At 72.3% G+C, this 17,119-nt stretch carries 17 protein-coding genes; all 17 read right to left on the bottom strand.

From position 1 onward, the window contains the following. A partial coding sequence (locus ABFY07_RS41590) for a flavodoxin-dependent (E)-4-hydroxy-3-methylbut-2-enyl-diphosphate synthase (protein WP_346179438.1) occupies window positions 1-209 on the bottom strand: 209 nt, incomplete at its 3' end. 5 nt (window positions 210-214) lie between these two features. After that, complete coding sequence (gene hpnH, locus ABFY07_RS41585; protein WP_346179437.1) at window positions 215-1,240, bottom strand: adenosyl-hopene transferase HpnH; 1,026 nt, start codon at window positions 1,238-1,240, stop codon at window positions 215-217. After that, entirely contained in the window at window positions 1,167-1,925 is a 759-nt protein-coding gene (locus ABFY07_RS41580) for a phosphorylase family protein (protein ID WP_346179436.1), read from the bottom strand. The genes hpnH and ABFY07_RS41580 overlap by 74 nt, the downstream gene beginning before the upstream one ends. Next, window positions 1,925-3,868, bottom strand: coding sequence for a squalene--hopene cyclase (gene shc, locus ABFY07_RS41575; RefSeq protein ID WP_346179435.1), 1,944 nt, complete (start codon window positions 3,866-3,868; stop codon window positions 1,925-1,927). The genes ABFY07_RS41580 and shc overlap by 1 nt, the downstream gene beginning before the upstream one ends. A gap of 108 nt (window positions 3,869-3,976) precedes the next feature. After that, window positions 3,977-5,074 carry a polyprenyl synthetase family protein gene (locus tag ABFY07_RS41570; protein ID WP_065965923.1) on the bottom strand — a complete coding sequence of 366 codons (1,098 nt, stop codon included), beginning with the start codon at window positions 5,072-5,074 and terminating at the stop codon, window positions 3,977-3,979. Then, entirely contained in the window at window positions 5,071-6,561 is a 1,491-nt protein-coding gene (hpnE, locus tag ABFY07_RS41565) for a hydroxysqualene dehydroxylase HpnE (protein ID WP_346179434.1), read from the bottom strand. The genes ABFY07_RS41570 and hpnE overlap by 4 nt, the downstream gene beginning before the upstream one ends. After that, a complete protein-coding gene (gene hpnD, locus ABFY07_RS41560) occupies window positions 6,558-7,520 on the bottom strand; it encodes a presqualene diphosphate synthase HpnD (RefSeq protein WP_346179433.1) in 963 nt (320 codons plus the stop codon). The genes hpnE and hpnD overlap by 4 nt, the downstream gene beginning before the upstream one ends. After that, window positions 7,517-8,413: a squalene synthase HpnC gene (hpnC, locus tag ABFY07_RS41555; RefSeq protein ID WP_346179439.1), complete on the bottom strand. Its 897-nt coding sequence runs from the start codon at window positions 8,411-8,413 to the stop codon at window positions 7,517-7,519. The genes hpnD and hpnC overlap by 4 nt, the downstream gene beginning before the upstream one ends. Window positions 8,414-8,852: 439 nt before the next feature. Then, window positions 8,853-9,596, bottom strand: coding sequence for a TetR/AcrR family transcriptional regulator (locus ABFY07_RS41550; protein ID WP_065965913.1), 744 nt, complete (start codon window positions 9,594-9,596; stop codon window positions 8,853-8,855). A 238-nt stretch (window positions 9,597-9,834) separates the two neighbouring features. Further along, on the bottom strand, window positions 9,835-10,029 hold the full coding sequence (locus tag ABFY07_RS41545) for a Rieske (2Fe-2S) protein (RefSeq protein WP_346179432.1): 195 nt from the start codon (window positions 10,027-10,029) through the stop codon (window positions 9,835-9,837). A 228-nt stretch (window positions 10,030-10,257) separates the two neighbouring features. Continuing rightward, the gene (locus ABFY07_RS41540; RefSeq protein ID WP_346179431.1) at window positions 10,258-11,100 is read right to left on the bottom strand and encodes an ABC transporter ATP-binding protein; all 843 of its coding nucleotides are present in this window, start codon (window positions 11,098-11,100) and stop codon (window positions 10,258-10,260) included. Continuing rightward, the gene (locus ABFY07_RS41535; RefSeq protein WP_346179430.1) at window positions 11,093-12,025 is read right to left on the bottom strand and encodes an ABC transporter permease; all 933 of its coding nucleotides are present in this window, start codon (window positions 12,023-12,025) and stop codon (window positions 11,093-11,095) included. Before ABFY07_RS41535 ends, ABFY07_RS41540 begins: the two co-directional genes overlap by 8 nt. A gap of 84 nt (window positions 12,026-12,109) precedes the next feature. Continuing rightward, window positions 12,110-12,994 carry a glycosyltransferase family 2 protein gene (locus ABFY07_RS41530; protein WP_346179429.1) on the bottom strand — a complete coding sequence of 295 codons (885 nt, stop codon included), beginning with the start codon at window positions 12,992-12,994 and terminating at the stop codon, window positions 12,110-12,112. Then, window positions 12,994-13,785 carry a CDP-alcohol phosphatidyltransferase family protein gene (locus tag ABFY07_RS41525; RefSeq protein ID WP_076970630.1) on the bottom strand — a complete coding sequence of 264 codons (792 nt, stop codon included), beginning with the start codon at window positions 13,783-13,785 and terminating at the stop codon, window positions 12,994-12,996. Before ABFY07_RS41525 ends, ABFY07_RS41530 begins: the two co-directional genes overlap by 1 nt. Then, window positions 13,751-14,824: an iron-containing alcohol dehydrogenase family protein gene (locus ABFY07_RS41520; protein ID WP_346179428.1), complete on the bottom strand. Its 1,074-nt coding sequence runs from the start codon at window positions 14,822-14,824 to the stop codon at window positions 13,751-13,753. The genes ABFY07_RS41525 and ABFY07_RS41520 overlap by 35 nt, the downstream gene beginning before the upstream one ends. Further along, complete coding sequence (locus tag ABFY07_RS41515) at window positions 14,812-15,564, bottom strand: phosphocholine cytidylyltransferase family protein (RefSeq protein ID WP_346179427.1); 753 nt, start codon at window positions 15,562-15,564, stop codon at window positions 14,812-14,814. Before ABFY07_RS41515 ends, ABFY07_RS41520 begins: the two co-directional genes overlap by 13 nt. Beyond that, the coding region (locus ABFY07_RS41510; protein WP_346179426.1) for a DUF5941 domain-containing protein at window positions 15,561-17,119 on the bottom strand (1,559 nt) is incomplete at its 5' end. The genes ABFY07_RS41515 and ABFY07_RS41510, both read right to left, overlap by 4 nt.

Here is a 17,119-nt window from a genome sequence, read left to right as displayed (position 1 = left end):
TCGCACCCCGAAGCCGTCAGCTCCGCGATCTGCTGCAGCGTCGCACCCACATCCGCCGTCACCGTCGTCGTCATCGACTGCACCGACACCGGCGCGTCCCCACCCACCGCCACCGACCCGACCTGGAGGCGCCGCGAGAGGCGGCGCTCCGCCAGAGGCCGGGCCGGCACCGCGGGGAGCCCCAGGGAGACGGGCTGCGCCGAACTCATGGCGTTCACCCGCGGCCTCCGGTGGCGGTCTCGCGGGCCGCGCGCAGCGACTCCTTGAGAGAGCCCATCGTGGCCAGCACGGCGGTCGGCTCGTAGCCGCAGTGGGCCATGCAGTTGTCGCAGCGCGGGTCCTTGCCGCGGCCGTACTTCTCCCAGTCCGTCTCCTCGACGAGCTGACGGTACGTGGGGACGTATCCGTCCGCCATCAGATAGCAGGGGCGCTGCCAGCCGAAGAGCGAGTAGTTGGGGATGCCCCACGCGGTGCACGGGAAGTCGGTCCTGCCCTCCAGGAAGTCCAGGAAGAGCGGGCTGTGGTTCAAGCGCCAGCGCCGCCGGTTGCCGCCCGCGAAGGCCTTCCTGAACAGCTCGCGGGTCTGCTCGACCCCGAGGAAGTGTTCCTGGTCGGGCGCCTTCTCATAGGCATAGGCGGGCGAAATCATCATCTCGTCCACCTTGAGCTCGTCATTGAGGAAGTTGAGCACCTCGACGACGGTCTGCGGGGTGTCGGTATTGAAGAAAGTGGAATTGGTGGTCACCCGGAAGCCGCGCCGCTGCGCTTCCTTGATCGCCGCGACGGCCTCGTCGAACACCCCCTCCTTGGCGACCGACTCGTCGTGCCGCTCACGCAGCCCGTCGATGTGCACCGCGAACGCGAAATAGGGGGAGGGCTTGAACTTGTGGATCTTCTTGCGCAGCAGCATGGCATTGGTGCACAGGAAGACGTATTTGCGGCGCTCCACCAGCTGCCGCACGATCTCGTCGATCTGGGGGTGCATCAGGGGCTCGCCGCCCGCGATGGACACCATCGGCGCCCCGGACTCCAGCACCGCCCCCACCGCCTGGGCGACCGGCATCCGCTGCTTCAGCACCCCGGCGGGATGCTGGATCTTTCCGCATCCCTCGCACTTCAGATTGCAGGCATACAGCGGCTCTAGCTCGACGATCAGCGGAAACTTGTCACGACGCTTGACCACCTTCTGGTCGAAGAGATACGTCGCGACCCGGATGGTCTGACGGAGCGGCATGGCCATCTAGCTCACCTCCTGGGAGCAGCGAAGAACGGTGCCAGGCAAAGAAAGCGGGAAGGACGGTGCGTAGAACACGGAAAGCAGATATTCCCCCGCGCAGAGTTCCGATACGGACGAGTTCATGTTCAGGAGCGTCCACGATCACTCGGACGGCCGCAACCGGGCCTGCCCCGGCCGCCACGGCGGTCCGCAGTGTCGCGGCGGATTCCATGTCCACCGCGATGGCGCCGGTGGCGTGCAGCCGGGCCCGCTCGGCGCCCCGTACGACATGGCCGGACCCGACGAGCGGGCCGGTGTGGACCGCGCGCCCGGGACCGGCCCGGGCCGGCCGGGTGAGCGCGTCGGCGAGGACCGCCGTGCCGGTGCACGGGGTGGCGCCCGCGCCGTCCCGGGTCTCATCGGCCACCACCAGGTCGCCCGGGTGCATCCCGGGGGCCAGGCCGGCGCAGAAGCCGGTGGCGATGACCGCGGTGCCGGCCGCGTGCCCGCCGCTCTCGGCGAGGGCGCGCGTCACCGCGCGCTCGGCGGCCTGCGGCCCCATGCCGGTGCGCAGGACGGTCACCGGCCCGGCGGCCGCGCCGAAGTCGCCGCCGCGCAGGGCGAACCGCTCGATGCCGAGCGCGCACGCGATCAGCAGCGGCGCCGGGCCCTCGCCCCGGTGCGGGGGCGGGGCCGGGCCGGCGGCCATCAGGATCTCCGTGGGCGGGTCAGGGCCGGCTCGCCGTTGACGTACCGTCCCAGCGCGGTGACCGGGAACACCTGCCGGTACAGGTGGTAGTTGATGGAGAAGTCCCAGGGGAAGCCGGTGCCGGTGAAGTAGGGCTCGTCCCAGGAGCCGTCCTCCTGTTGGGTCTCGGCGAGCCAGGTGACCCCGCGCTCGACCGCCTTGCCCTCCCGCTCCCCCGCCGCCAGCAGGGCCATCAGCGCCCATGCCGTCTGCGAGGCGGTGGAGGCGCCCCGCCCGGCCCACTGCCGGTCGGGGTAGGAGCGCTGGTCCTCGCCCCAGCCGCCGTCCTCGTTCTGGACGCTCTCCAGCCAGCGGACGGCCCGGCGGATCGCCGGGTGGGAGGCGGGGACCCCGGCGGCCACCAGGGCGGGGACGACGGAGCCGGTGCCGTAGACGTAGTTCGTCCCCCAGCGGCCGAACCACGAGCCGTCGGCCTCCTGCTCGGCCAGCAGCCAGGCGACGCCGCGCCGGGCGGCCGGGGCCTGGGCCCTGCCCTCGTGGGCGAGCATTTCGACCACGTGGGCGGTGACATCGGCGGACGGCGGGTCGATGACCTCCCCGAAGTCGCAGAACGGCAGCCGGTTGGGCAGCGGGCTGCTGTTGTCGACGTCGAAGGCGCCCCACCCGCCGTCCTTGGACTGCATGCCGAGCGTCCAGCGCGTCCCGCGCCGCACCGCCGCCTCGACCCGCTCGGGTTCGGGGTGGCGCACCCGGCGCAGCGCGAGGATGACCTCGGCGGTGTCGTCGATGTCGGGGTAGTTGTCGTTGTGGAATTCGAACGCCCAGCCGCCGGACGGCAGCGTGGGGCGGCGCACCGACCAGTCGCCGGGCCGGGTGATCTGCTCGCCGAGCATCCAGTCCGCGGCCTTGACCAGCGCGGGGTGGTCCGGGGGCAGCCCGGCGTCGGCGAGCGCGATGGTGGCCAGGCAGGTGTCCCACACCGGCGACTGACAGGCCTCGACCATCCGGCTGCCGTCCTCGCGCCACACCGCGAAGCGGTCCAGGGAGGCCAGCCCGGCGCGCATCACCGGGTGGTCGAGGTCGTAGCCGAGCAGGTGCAGGGCGATCAGGGAGTACACGGCGGGCGGCTGGATGCCGCCCCAGCAGCCGTCGTTCTCCTGGCGCTCGACGATCCAGCGCGCGCAGGATCTCAGCGCCGCCCGGCGCAGCGACCGGATCGCCACCTTGTGGTAGGCGTGCAGCGCCCGGTCCAGGCGCTGGAAGACGCCGTCCCAGGAGGGCAGCGGCGCGGGTCCGGCGGGCGGGTTGGGCCGCCGGGGGTCGGCGTGGAGTTCGTCGAGGGGGAAGGGCGCGGGCCGCACCGGGCGCCTGGCGGAGACGATGGTGAGCGGCACGATGGTCTGCCGCGCCCAGCAGCCGAAGTCGTAGATGTTGAGCGGGAACCACTTCGGGAAGTAGATGATCTCGGGCGGCAGCTCGGGCAGGTCCTCCCACTTCCACCAGCCGAACAGGGCCAGCCAGATGCGGGTGAACACCCTGCTCTTCGCGATGCCGCCCCGCTCGCGCACCCACGCGGAGGCGGCGGCCATGTGGGGGGCGTCGGGCCGGTCGCCGGCCAGCCGCAGGCCGACGTACGCCTCGATGGTGGTGGACAGCTCCGGGGGGCCGCCGTGGAAGGTGGCCCAGGTGCCGTCCTCGCGCTGCTGGGAGCGCAGGTAGCGGGCGGCGGCCTGGAGCGTCGCCGGGTCCTGGATGTCCAGGAACTGGCGCAGCATCAGGTCCTCGGCGTCCATGGTGACGTTGGTCTCCAGGTCGCCCTTCCACCAGCCCTGCTCGTCCTGACGGTCCAGCAGGTGACGGGTGGCCCGGGCCGTGGCCTGCCGGGCAAGCGTTAACGTCGCGGGTTCGAGGGGCTCGGGCGGGTGGACGGTTGTCGCTGTCATGGCTTCCCCTTCTGCAGTGTGAGATCTCTGCCGTCGTGGGGCTTCCGTCGGCCGGCACCCCGGCTGGGCGCCGGCCGGCGACTGCGAGCTATATGCGGTCGATAGTGATCATCTCTTTCGTACGACGACGAAATCGGCGAGCGCCACGAGCTGCGCCCGGACCCGATCCGGCATGTCCACCTCGTCGAGCGCCGCCACCGCGGTGGTGTGCTGGCGGCGGGCCTCCTGGGAGGTCCAGTCGCGGCCGCCGGCCTGCTCGATCAGCGCCGCGCGGGCGGCGAACTCCTCTTCGTCGAAATCGGCGAATTCCGCCTCGGTCTTCTTGGCGTCGTCCGCGAGCAGCCGGGCGAGGCGCTCGGATGCCTCGCCGCCCCCGGCGAGGGCGGCCACCACCGGCAGCGACTTCTTGCGCTGGCGCAGGTCGCTCCAGGTCTGCTTGCCCGTGGCCTCGGGGTCGCCCCAGATGCCGAGCAGGTCGTCCACGGCCTGGAAGGCGAGCCCGAGGTGGTGGCCGTACCGCTCCAGGGTGTCGGCGGTGCGGTCGTCGGCCCCGCCCAGGACGGCGCCGATGGAGGCGGCGCAGGCGAGCAGCGCGCCGGTCTTGTTGCCCTCCATCTCCAGGCACTCCGCGACGGTGACCCGCTCGCGGTGCTCATAGCTGATGTCCTGGGCCTGGCCGTCGATGAGTCTGCGGGTCGCGGAGGTGAGGCGGCGGGTGGCGCGCCCGGCGTCCACCGTGCCCAGTTCGAGCAGTATCTCGCCGGCCAGCGCGAACAGCGCGTCCCCGACGAGGATGGCCTGGGCCGGGCCGTGCACCTTCCAGACGGTGTCGCGGTGCCGGCGCTGCTCGTCCCCGTCCATCAGGTCGTCGTGCAGCAGGGAGAAGTTGTGCACCAGCTCCACCGCGACCGCGCCGGGCACGCCCACCTCGGGGGCCCGGCCCGCCACCTCGGCGGACAGCAGCGCGAGGGCGGGGCGGACGGCCTTGCCGCCGTCGCCCGCGGCCGGGCGGCCCTCGGCGTCGATCCAGCCGAAGTGGTAGGCGGCCACGGTGTCCATGGGCGGGGCCAGCCGGTCCACCGCGGCGCGCAGCACCGGCGTGGCAAGCGTGCGGCCGCGCTCGAGCAGCGCGGGGACGCCTGCGGTGTCGACTGCTGGGGTCGCCGGGGTCACGGTCTCTCCTTGGTTCTGTGTGATGGTGCTCATGCCGCCTCCTTGGGGCTCCCCCGGCCGGAGGCGGGGAAAGGGTCGCGGTGCGGGCGGCCGAGGTGGGTCAGGGCCGTACGGGCGGCGGACAGCCCGCTGCGCACGGCGCCCTCCATGGTCGCGGGCCAGCCGGTGGCGGTCCACGCTCCGGCCAGGTACAGGCCGGGCGCGTTCGTGGGGGCGCCGGGCCGCAGCCGTCCGACGCCGGGGGTGGGGGCGAACGTCGCGGTGCGCTCCCGGGTGACGAAGAAGTCGCGCACCGCGGCACCGCGGGCGGCGGGCAGCAGCCGCTCCAGCTCGGGCAGGTATCGGGCGCGCAGCTCGGCGGCGGGGAGGTCGATCTCCCGGTGCGCCGCGGACTGGGACAGGGCCAGGTACTGGCTGTCCCCCGCCCCGGGGAGCCGCGCCAGGCCCGAGGCGTCGGTGCGGTCGAAGACCCACTGGACCGGGCTGCCGAGCGCGGCGAAGAAGGGGCGGCGCATCACTTTGCGATCGTAAACTACATGGATGTTGAGGATCGGCGCGTCGCCGATGCGCAGCAGCCGGTCCGGGTCCTCCAGGGCCCCGTCGGGGAGCAGCGCGTGGGCCTCCCGCTGCGGTACCGCCAGCACCACGGCCGCCGCCTCCAGCGGCTCGGCGGCGTGCGGCCCGGCCGTCGTACGCACGGCCCAGCGGCCCTCGGCGGTGCGGGTGACGGCGGTCGCCTTGGTGCGCAGCGCGCAGCTCACGCCCGCCTTCTCCAGGGCCTCGCGGGCGAGGGTGTGGTGCAGCTCGCCGAGCGGGGTGCGGGCCCAGCCGATGTCGGCGGCGCCGGGGTGGGAGAGCAGCCCGGTCTTGAAGACCATGGCGGCCAGGCCGAGCGAGGCGTCACGGGCGGTGGCGTTGAGCGTGGCGACGCCGACGAGGTCCCACAGCGCCTCGACGGCGCGCGGCGACTGGCCGTGGCGGCGCAGCCAGCCGGCGAAGTCCACCCCGTCCAGGGCGGGGTCGGCCGGGTCCAGCCGCCCCAGGGCGAGCGCGGCGCGGCCCACCTGGGCGCGCTCGGCGAGCGAGAGGTGGGGGTAGGTGGCCAGGCTCGCGGCCAGATGCAGCGGCACCGGCAGGGCGGTGCGGCGCAGCCGGCCGAGCCGCCGTCCCGGCCGCCCGCCGGCGTCCAGGACGGGCACGTCCAGCCTGCCCTGCAGCGGGGCGAGCCCCACGGCCCCGACCCGGTCGAGAAACCACTGGTAGGCGGTGCAGCAGCGCAGGTACACATGCTGGCCGTTGTCGACGGTCAGCTCGCCGACGGGCGACGGGCGGCGGAAGGAGAAGGCGAGCCCGCCCAGCCGGGGGCGCCCCTCCAGCAGCGTCACGTCCAGCCCGGCGTCGGCGAGCGCGAGCGCCGCGGTGGTGCCCGCGAGCCCGCCGCCGATGACGGCCACGGCGCCCCGCCGCTCGCCGCGGCCGGTGCCGAGGCCCGGGCCCGCCGGGGCCCCGGGAAGGCTCATGGCCGCCCCCCGGCGGGGCGGCGGGCGGCGGCGCGGGCGTCGAGCCCGGCCAGGCCGCGGACGGCGACGTACGCCTTCTCGCGGCCGGGGAGCGAGACCCGGCCGCGCAGGACGGCCTCCGGGTCGCGGGCGATGCGCTCCAGGAGCCTGCGGTAGATGCCGGCCATGGCGGCCACGCAGGCGCCGCTGCGCCGGTCCAGCATCGGCAGCAGCCGGTAGCCCTCGGCGAACAGGGCTCTGGCCCGCCGGACCTCGAACTGCACCAGTCCGGTGAAGTCGGCGTCCGGCGGGGCGGTGGAGGTGTGGATGCCCGCCGGGCAGCCGAACTTGGCGAGGTCGTCGGCGGGCAGGTAGGTGCGGCCGCCGGCGGCGTCCTCCCGGATGTCCCGCAGGATGTTGGTCAGCTGCAGGGCCAGGCCGAGCGTATCGGCGTACTCGGGGGCGCGCTCGATCTCGCGCGCGCCCACCCCGGGGGCGCTCACGGTCCCGAAGACACCGAGGGAGAGCCGCCCGATGGCGCCCGCGACACAGCGGCAGTAGGCCTTGAGGTCGTCCCAGGTCTCATAGGTCTGGCCGGCCACGTCCATCAGCACGCCGTCGATCAGCTCGTCGAGCCCGCCCAGCGGGATCGGGAAGCGGCGCGCGGCGTGGGCGAGCGCCACCGCGACCGGGTCGGTGTCGTCCTCCCGGATCCCGCCGTTCCTGATGCGGTCGAGGACGGCGCGGGTCTCGGCGAGCCGCGCCCGCTTGGCGTCGGCGCCCAGTCGGCCGTCCCCGATGTCGTCGACACGGCGCGAAAAGGCGTAGAGCGCCGACATGGCCCGGCGCTTCTCGGTGGGCAGCAGTCTGATGCCGTACGCGAAGTTGCGGGCCTGCTGTCCGGTCACGGCCTCGCAGTACCGGTACGCCGCGAGCACTGGCGCGGACGCGTGCGGAGATCCGTCCACGGTCCGGCTCACCCCTCTCTTCGCAGTGTCGCCCCCGCCTCGCGCAGCAGGCTGAGCTTGGTGGGCCTGGGCGGTCCAGGAAGTACGTCGTATCCCGCGGCGGCGACCGCCCTCAGGGCGGCTCGCCCCCCGGCCACGAACCCGGCGAGCAACCACTTGAGCCTGCCGTGGACGCTACCCACGAGGGGGGCACCTTCATTCAGCAGGGTTTCGGCGCGGGCCGCCTCATGGGCGATCAGGGCGCGCACCGGGGCGCCGGCCGAGGGCGCGGCGAGGTCGGCCTCGGTCACTCCGAAGCGCCTCATGTCCTCGGCGGGGAGGTAGACGCGGTCGCGGCGGAGGTCCTCGGCCACGTCCTGCAGGTGTTCGATGATCTGGAGTGCGGTGCAGATGGCGTCGGAGCGGCGGACCCGCTCGGGGCTGGTGGTGCCGGTGACCCCGAGCACCAGGCGGCCCACGGGGTTGGCGGACAGCTCGCAGTAGGCGAGGAGTTCCTCGTAGGTGGCGTAGCGGCGGACCCGCTGGTCCTGGCGGTTGGCCTCGATCAGGCCGAGGAACGGCTCGGGGGCCAGCCGGTGGTGGTGGACCGTGGGCCGCAGGGCGCGCAGCAGCGGGTGGCGGGGGCCCGCGGAGGGGGCCGCGGACACGCCGCGCGCGCCTCCCGCGCCGTCGAACACGCGACTGAGGTCGGCCTCGAACGCGTCGAGCATCGCCAGCGGGTCGTCGGCCCGCTCCGGGTCGAGGCCCAGCAGCCGGGCGTCGGCGCCGCCGGGGGGCAGATCGCCGTCGCCGATGTCGTCGACCAGACGGGCGTACCCGTAGATGGCCATGAGGTCGGTCCGCCAGGCGCGGGGGAGGAAGAAGGGGGCGACGGGGAAGTTCTCGTGCGCGGCCTTGTCGAGCACGGCCCGGGCGGCTTCCTGCCCGTCGGAGGGACCGCTGGACGTGATGTGCAACCCGCTGTGCTCGTCCTCCACGGTCACCATGGACAGCCAGGCGTACGGGCGAGGACCAGGTCTCCGCCGGAGCCCGGGTGACCGGGCCCTGTGGGAGAGCTGGAGATGGGCCGGGTAGCCAATGCCGTCACATCCCCCGTTCTACACCGGTTGTCAGGGTCGACACGATGCGGACACGCCGCGCCGCCAGGTCAAGGGCGCTCGACGCCGCGCCCCGCTCACGCCCACTTCACAGGGGGCAGCGACACGTGTCCGGCGCGTGTCCGCTCGGGCGCCGCTCCAGCTTACGCCTCTCGGTGTACAAACGTGCGGAGATGTATTCCTGGCCGGCCCCCGGGCCATCCCTGGGCGATCCCCTGGGGGACGCGGCAGGGTCCGCCGGGTGCTCCTAGGCCGTGTCCTCCTCGTAGAACTCCTCGATGTCCAGCACCTGGCACAGGTTGCGCAGCTCGAACTCGAAGAAGGACTTCCCCTCCGCCAGGGCGAAGGACATGTGGCCGAGGGCCTCCATGGAGATCACCCCGTACAGCCGGACCCAGCAGCGGAGCATCACGGCCAGCGCTCCGGGCGGCATCTCGACGCCCTGGTCCTCGCTGAGCTCCGCCAGCGCCCGCACGAGCCCGGGGTCGAGCTCCTCCTCCTCGGGGGCGGGGAAGCCGCGGACGCGCCACAGCTGGGAGATCAGGTCGGAGAAGACCGAGCCGAAGTCGAAGCCCATGTTCCGGTCCGGCTTGGTCTCCTCGCGGCCGAGGCCCGGAGCCCACGGCCCGAGTATGAGCCCGAACTCATGGGGGTGCTTGATGGCCCAGACGCGCAGCGCCCTGGCCCCGCCGATCACCCCGCGGCCGGGCTCGTCCTCGGGGATCTGCCCGATCACCCCGCGCATATAGCGGGCCATCTCGGCGAAGATGTCCACACGCAGCTGGAGGATCAGCGCGTCACGGCTGCTGAAGTAGCGGTAGACGGCGGGCGCGGTCATGCCCATCTCGCGAGCGATGGCCCGGATCGTCACATTCTCCGGGCCCTCCTGAACCAGGAGCGTCCGGGCGACATCCTTGATCTCGCGGATGGTCGCGATGCGCAGCCGCTCGCGCCGTGAGTACGGTGCGACGTGCGCTTCCCCTGGCGACACGCGTCCCCCTCCCTGATGCTCCGCCGCTCGACAAGAACCCGGCGTTCAGGCACACGATACAGCGCCTCCGTTTAGTGAACGGCGACTGCGGCAGTTCCCCACGTTCACTGGCGAGAAAGGAACACCTCGTCGTCCACCACGTGGACCGCGAAGCCCTTCACGGGGTCCGCCGCGGGACCCCCGGGGCCCCGCCCGCGCGGAGGCAGAAGCTGCTGAAGTGCCAGGGACAGACCACCGTCTATCCCTCCAACTCGCCCTCCGACAGCGGGGCTTCCTCGTGCGAGCAGCGGTCGCGCAGAGCACGGACCGTGCCCCCGACGTTCGCCAGGAACACCCCGACACCCTTCACTTCCACCGTCGTCATCTCGCCAGGCCGCACATCCGCCGACCGCGTGATGCGGGTCCCGCCCCGCTCGTTCGCCGTCTCACTCATCAAGTGTCTCCTCTCCGGCCGCACCTCACTCCTCAAATGGCGGAATGTCGGCTTCGAATACTCCGGACGCACGCCGGACCCATTTTCGAAAAGAAATCCGTACGGAGACCGGATCGCCTGTGCGTCAGGCCTTTGCCACGCGGCCCGGTTGGCCGCCGCGAAAGCGCGGCGGCCCCCGCCGGACGGTGTCCGGCGGGGGCCGCTCGGCCCATCCATGGCGGGGATCGGCTACTTGCCGGTCTCCTTCTCGTACGCCTTGATGACCTCGTCGGTCGGGCCGTCCATCAGCAGCTCGCCCTTCTCCAGCCACAGCACCCGGTCGCAGGTGTCCCGGATCGACTTGTTGTTGTGGCTGACCAGGAAGACGGTGCCGGCGTCCTTGCGCAGCTCGCGGATGCGGGCTTCCGAGCGCTTCTGGAACTTCCGGTCACCGGTGGCCAGGGCCTCGTCGATCATCAGCACGTCGTGGTCCTTGGCGGCGGCGATCGAGAAGCGCAGTCGGGCGGCCATGCCGGAGGAGTAGGTGCGCATCGGCAACGTGATGAAGTCGCCCTTCTCGTTGATGCCCGAGAAGTCCACGATGTCCTGGTAGCGCTCGCGGATCTGCTCCCGTGACATCCCCATGGCCAGCCCGCCGAGGATGACGTTCCGCTCACCGGTCAGGTCGTTCATCAGCGCCGCGTTCACCCCGAGCAGCGACGGCTGGCCATCGGTGTAGACCTTGCCGCGCTCGGTGGGCAGCAGCCCGGCGACGGCCTTGAGCAGCGTCGACTTGCCGGAGCCGTTGGAGCCGATCAGGCCGATCGACTCGCCGCGGTAGGCCACGAAGGTGACCCCGCGCACGGCGTGCACCTCGCGCATGCCCGGGGCGTTCTTGCGGCGGAGGATGCGACTGAGGGCGGCGGTGGCGCTGCCGCGGCCGCGCGGGCCGCCGTTGACGCGGTAGACGATGTGCACATCGTCGGCGATGACGGTCGGCACCCGCCCCGCGGCCGGGGCCGGCTGCCCGCCCCGGGCGGCATCGGGCGCCTGGGACGCCTGGGTAGTCTCGTCGAGAGTCTGCTCAGCCACGGCCGTACTGCTCCTCTGCCTTCCAGAAGTACACGAAGCCGCCGACGCCGAAGAGCACCGCCCAGCCCAGAGCCAGGGCCCATACATGGGGGGGCAGGTTCCCGGCGCCGTAGCCCTCGATCAGCGCGAACCGCATCAGGTCCATGTAGACGGCCGCCGGGTTCGCCATCATGGCGTCGGCGACCCAGCCGCTGGCCCCCGCCGACTCGAGCGTCCGCGCCAGGGGGAACATCACCCCGGAGGCGTACATCCACGTCCGCAGGATGAACGGCAGCAGCTGGGCCAGGTCCGGGGTCTTGGCGCCCAGCCGGGCCATGATCAGCGAGAGACCGGTGTTGAAGACGAACTGCAGTGCGAGCGCCGGCACGATCAGCAGCCAGGACGGCCCCGGGTAGTGTCCGAAGCCCACCAACACGATGACCAGCACGATCATCGAGAACAGCAGCTGCTGGAGCTGCTGGAGCGAGAAGGAGATGGGGAGCGAGGCGCGCGGGAAGTGCAGGGCCCGCACCAGACCCAGATTCCCGGAGATCGCGCGCACCCCCGACATCGCGGAGTTCTGCGTGAACGTGAAGACGAACACCCCCGTCACCAGGAAGGGGATGTAGGTGTTGTGCTCCATGCCCCTGCTGCTCTTCAGCAGCAGACCGAAGATGAAGAAGTACACCGCCGCGTTCAGCAGCGGTGTGGCCACCTGCCACAGCTGACCCAGCTTGGCCTGGCTGTACTGGGCGGTGAGCTTGGCCTGCGAAAAAGCCAGAATGAAGTGGCGCCTGCCCCACATCTGCCGGACGTACTCGGCAAGGCCCACCCGGGCGCCGCTCACCGACAGCCCGTACTTCGCCGCCAGCTCTGCCGGGGCCAGGCCGTCGTCCGGCGATGGCGGGGCGCTGGCGACCGCACTGTTGTGCGTAGTCTCGCTCACAGTTGACACTTTCGTCCTCATCAGGGGGTGCGCTGACGGGGGCCGCGCCCCGGGTCGCGCCCGATGCTCTCAGATACGAGCTTGTCAGATGACAGGCGGTCGGCCCAGTCGGGTCAGGCGCCATACCGTACGCCACTTCATGGGGCGCCGTGCACCACACGGAGTCTTCCAGCCTTCCCGGAACCCGCCCAACCAGGCGCGCAGGGCGGCCTTGGAGGGCCGCCGGGCCAGGGTGAGCAGCAGCCAGACGCCGAGATAGACGGGGATGAGCGGGACGGGGAGGTTACGCCGGGCCAGCCACACCCGGTTGCGGGCGACCATGCGGTGGTAGACCGCGTGCCGGCTCGGCGCCGTGGCCGGATGGTGCAGCACCATGTCCGACCGGTAATCGATCATCCACCCCGCGTCCAGGGCGCGCCAGGCGAGGTCGGTCTCCTCATGGGCGTAGAAGAAGTCGTCCGGCAGGCCGCCGACCTGTGCGAAGACCTTCGTACGGACCGCGTTGGCACCGCCGAGGAAGGTGGTCACCCGCGAGGAGCGCATGGGATCGGAGGCGCGCAGCCGGGGCACATGGCGGCGCTGCGTGGTGCCGGTCTCGGGATCGGCGATGCGGAAGGAGATGATGCCGAGCTCCGGGTCCGCGGCGAAGGCCTGGCGGCACAGCTCGGCGGTGTCCGTATGGGGCAGCAGGCCGTCGTCGTCGAGGAACAGCAGCACGTCGACCTCGCTGCCGCCGGGGCCGAAGGCCTCGATGCCGACATTGCGCCCCGCCGGGATGCCGACGTTCTCCGGCAGCTCGACGGTGCGCACCCCGTCCGGGAGCTCGGGCAGCGGCGAGCCGTTGCCCACGACGACCACCTCGATGGGGTCGCCGTCCTGCTTGGCGACCGAGTCGAGCAGCGCGCGCAGTTCGTCGGGGCGATTGCCCATCGTCAGGACGACCGCGCCGACCTTCAGTGTGTCCGTCATCACTTCAGCCTGCTCGACGCGAGGATGGACACCAGGTGAAGAACGGTTTGCAGGAGGGCGATGCCGGCCAGCACGGCGACGCCGAGCCGGGAGAAGAACAGGTCGCCGCGCACCTGGTCGACCACCGCGAGGACCAGGATCAGCAGGGACGCCTCGATGCCGAGCACCAGCCGGTGGAACTTCAGCGCCGCGGCGGCCCGCCGGGCCAGCGCCATGCCGGACGAACGGGGCTCGGACGCCGACTCCTTGACCGGCGGCAGCCCGCCCTGGTGGCGGGCGACGCCGACGAGATCGGTCTCCGCCTTGATCAGGATCGCGCCGAGGGCGGCCAGGGTGCCGAGGAAGGCCCACAGCCAGTCGATCCGCCCGGAGCCCCACAGGTCCGCGGCGCGCAGGCCGAAGCCGACGAGCACGGCGGCGTCGGTCAGATAGGCGCCGACGCGGTCGAGGTAGACGCCGCCGAGCGAGAACTGCTTCTTCCAGCGCGCGACCTCGCCGTCGACGCAGTCCAGCAGCAGGTAGAGCTGGACCATGACCACCCCGAGCACGGCGCCCGGGATCCCCGGCACCAGGAGTGCCGGGGTCGCCAGGACGCCGCAGACGGTCATCAGGTACGTGAGCTGGTTGGGCGTGACCCTGGTGTTGACCAGGTGGCGGTCGACCCGCAGGGAGACCTCGCGCATGTAGAGGCGTCCCATCCAGTGCTCACCGCTCCGCCGGTCCTTCACCCCCGCGGGGTGGACGACCGGGCGGAGTTCAGCCACCGAGGGTTTGACTGACTGCTTTGGCATAGTCGGCGTATGCGTCCCTGATCGCGTCGGAGGAGAGGTCAAGGTGCTCGAGGATCGTGTAGCGCCCGGGGCGGGTCTGCGGCGCGTACTCCACCGCCTTGACGAACTCGTCCTCGCTGAATCCGATTTCGGTCGGCAGGACGGGCAGCCCGTGCCGCCGCAGCACCTCGACGATCAGCGCGGCCTGCTCGTGCGCGCCGCGCAGGTGCATCGCGAAGGCGGCGCCGAGGCCGACCTGCTCGCCGTGGAGGGCGGAGCGCTTGGGGTAGAGCAGGTCGAAGGCGTGGCTGATCTCGTGGCAGGCGCCGGAGGAGGGGCGGGTGTGGCCGGCGATCGACATGGCGATCCCGGACAGCACCAGACCCTCGGACAGCACGGTCAGGAAGTCGTCGTCGCCGCAGCCGCCGGGGTGCCGGAGCACCGACTCGCCCGCGGTGCGGGCCATGGCCGCCGCCAGACCGTCGATCGGCTCGCCCGTCTCGCGGTGCGACAGCTCCCAGTCCGCGATCGCGGAGATGTTGGACACCGCGTCGCCGATGCCGGAGCGGACGAAGCGGACCGGTGCGTCACGGATCACATCGAGGTCGATGACCAGCGCGATCGGGGTCGGCACGCCGTACGAGCCGCGGCCCGCGTCGTTGTCCAGGATCGACACCGGGGAGCAGATGCCGTCGTGGGAGAGGTTGGTCGCGACGGCGACCATCGGCAGGCCGATGCGCGCGGCGGCGTACTTGGCGGCGTCGATGATCTTCCCGCCGCCCAGGCCGACGACCGCGTCGTAGTGCCCGGACTTCATGGCGTCACCCAGCTGGATGGCGCCGTCGATGGTGCCGTCGGCCAGCTCGAACCAGTCGGCGCCCGGCAGCACCGGGGCCAGCCGCTCGCGCAGGACGGCGCCGGAGCCGCCGCTGATCGCGATCGCCAGCTTGCCGGAGGCCGAGATGCGCTGGTCGGCCAGCAGGCCCGCCAAGTCGTCCAGGGCCCCGGCGTTGATGTCGACGGAGACGGGAGACGGGATGAGGCGGGTCAGTACTGGCATGCGATCTCACGGCCCTTCGCGAGGTCCTCGTGGTTGTCGATCTCGACCCACTTGACGTCGCCGATGGGGGCCACGTCGACCTTGAAGCCGCGGTTGACCAGCTCCTGGTAGCCGTCCTCGTAGTACAGGTCGGGGTCGCGCTCGAAGGTGGTCTTCAGCGCGTCCGCCAGCTCCGCCGCGGCCTCGCCCTCGATGAGGGTGACGCCGATGTACTCGCCGGTCGCCTCGGCCGGGTCCATCAGCTTGGTGATCTTCTGGACGCCCTTCTCGGGGTCCACGACGACCTTCATCTCCTCGTCGGCGAGCTGCTTCACCGTGTCCAGCGCGAGGATGATCTTCTGGCCGTTGCCGCGGGCGGCGAGCAGGGTCTTCTCGACCGAGACCGGGTGCACGGTGTCGCCGTTGGCGAGGATCACTGTGTGCTTGATCGCGTCACGGGCGCACCAGAGGGAGTAGGCGTTGTTCCACTCCTCGGCCTTGTCGTTGTCGATGAGGGTGAGCTTGAGGCCGTACTTCGCCTCCAGCGCCTCCTTGCGCTCGTACACGGCCTCCTTGCGGTAACCGACCACGATCGCCACCTCGGTCAGGCCCACCTCCGCGAAGTTGCCGAGGGTCAGGTCGAGGACGGTGGTAGCCCCCTCTTCCCCTTCAGGACCCACCGGCACCAGGGCCTTGGGAAGGGTGTCGGTGTAAGGGCGCAGACGCCGTCCGGCGCCGGCCGCCAGCACGAGGCCGATCATGCGGGTTCTCCTGTTTCGTCGTGTACAGCGGGTGCTCCGGAGGACACCCAGAAGCGGATGCTCTCGCTGAGCACCGCCAGCGCGAGGGCCGCCGCGAGAGCGGTCAGCGCGATGGTGAAGCCTTGGTTGCGCTCGTGCAGCAGGGCGGCGGCGACCGTGACCGCCAGGGTCCGCCCCTCGTGCCCGCCGATCGCCCGCACCAGCCAGTGCGGGGGCGCGCCGGTGCCACCGCGGATGCGGTACACCGTGTCGTAGTGATGGTAGGCGACCGCCGACACCAGCCCGAAAGCGGCGGGCAGGGCTCCGTTCACCCCGGAGTCAGCGGCAAGAACCAGGATGGTGCCGTACTCCGCGGCGCGGAAGACCGGCGGCACGAGCCAGTCGAGCGGACCCTTCAGCGGGCGGGCCACGGCCAGGCCGGAGGCGAGCGCGTAGCCGGCGGCGGCGACCACCGGCCAGGGGCCGCCGAAGGACGTGAACGCGGACACACAGACCACGGCGGCCGCCCCGAGCAGGGCGACGGCGGGCGCGGCGAGGGCCGGGAGCCGGCGCGCGGCCCCCCGGAGGACCGCGGCGAAGCCCTGGGCGAGCGGGCCCGAGTCGGCGAGGTCGCCGAGGGCGCGCGCCGCGCGGTCCGTGCGCCGCGCCTTGCGGGTCAGCGACCGCAGCACCCGGCCCGCGGTGGTGTAACAGGCGGCCAGCGCACAGCCGATGAGCAGCGCGTAGAAGGTGACGCGGGGCGTGGTGCAGGCGGTGAGCACCGCGATCAGCGCCCAGCGCTCGCCGATGGGCAGCACGATCATCCGGCGCACCCAGACGGTCCAGCCGACGCTGTCGAGGCGGTCGGAGAGGGCGGCGGTGGGGCTGGAGTTGCCGGTGGCGTCGTGATTCGCCTCGTTGAAGGAGAAGTCGACGACATGGCGGCAGGTCTGCAGCACCATCGCGCCGAGCGCGAGCGCCCATACGTCGTCCCCGCCACGCGCCGCGCCCAGGGCCAGCCCCGCGTAGTAGGCGTACTCCTTGGCGCGGTCGAACGTGGCGTCCAGCCAGGCGCCGAGCGTGGAGTACTGCAGGGAGTAGCGGGCGAGCTGGCCGTCGGTGCAGTCCAGTACGAAGGAGGCGATCAGCAGCGCCCCGGCCGCGATGAACCCGGGCCGGGTGCCGGTGGCCGCGCAGCTCGCCGCGATGAGGGCGGTGAGCAGGGAGGCGGTGGTGACCTGATTGGGCGTCAGGCCGCGGCGGGCGCACCAGCGGGCGATGTAGCGGGAGTAGGGGCTGATACAGAAGGTGGTGAAGAAGCCGTCCCGCGACTTGACGGCGCTGCGCAGCCGCACCTTCTCGTCGTCCACGGCCCGGGTGCGGTCCAGCGCTCGGGCACGTCCCTGCGCGTCCTCGGGCACGGCGGCGACGAGGACCCCCAGCTCGGGCCGGTGCACCGGGACGTCCTCGGCGGCCAGGGCGTCGGCGAGCGCGTCGGGGAGCACGGCGGCGCCGTCCGGAGCCGGCCCGGGGCCGGCCGCGCCGGGCGTCGCCGGGGCGGCCGTCGCGGCGATCA

Source organism: Streptomyces sparsogenes subsp. cuspidosporus (genome assembly GCF_039532705.1).
GTDB classification, from domain to species: Bacteria; Actinomycetota; Actinomycetes; order Streptomycetales; family Streptomycetaceae; genus Streptomyces; species Streptomyces sparsogenes.
The sequence above is the reverse complement of the archived record's forward strand: the minus strand, read 5'-3'. Positions and strand labels throughout refer to the sequence as shown.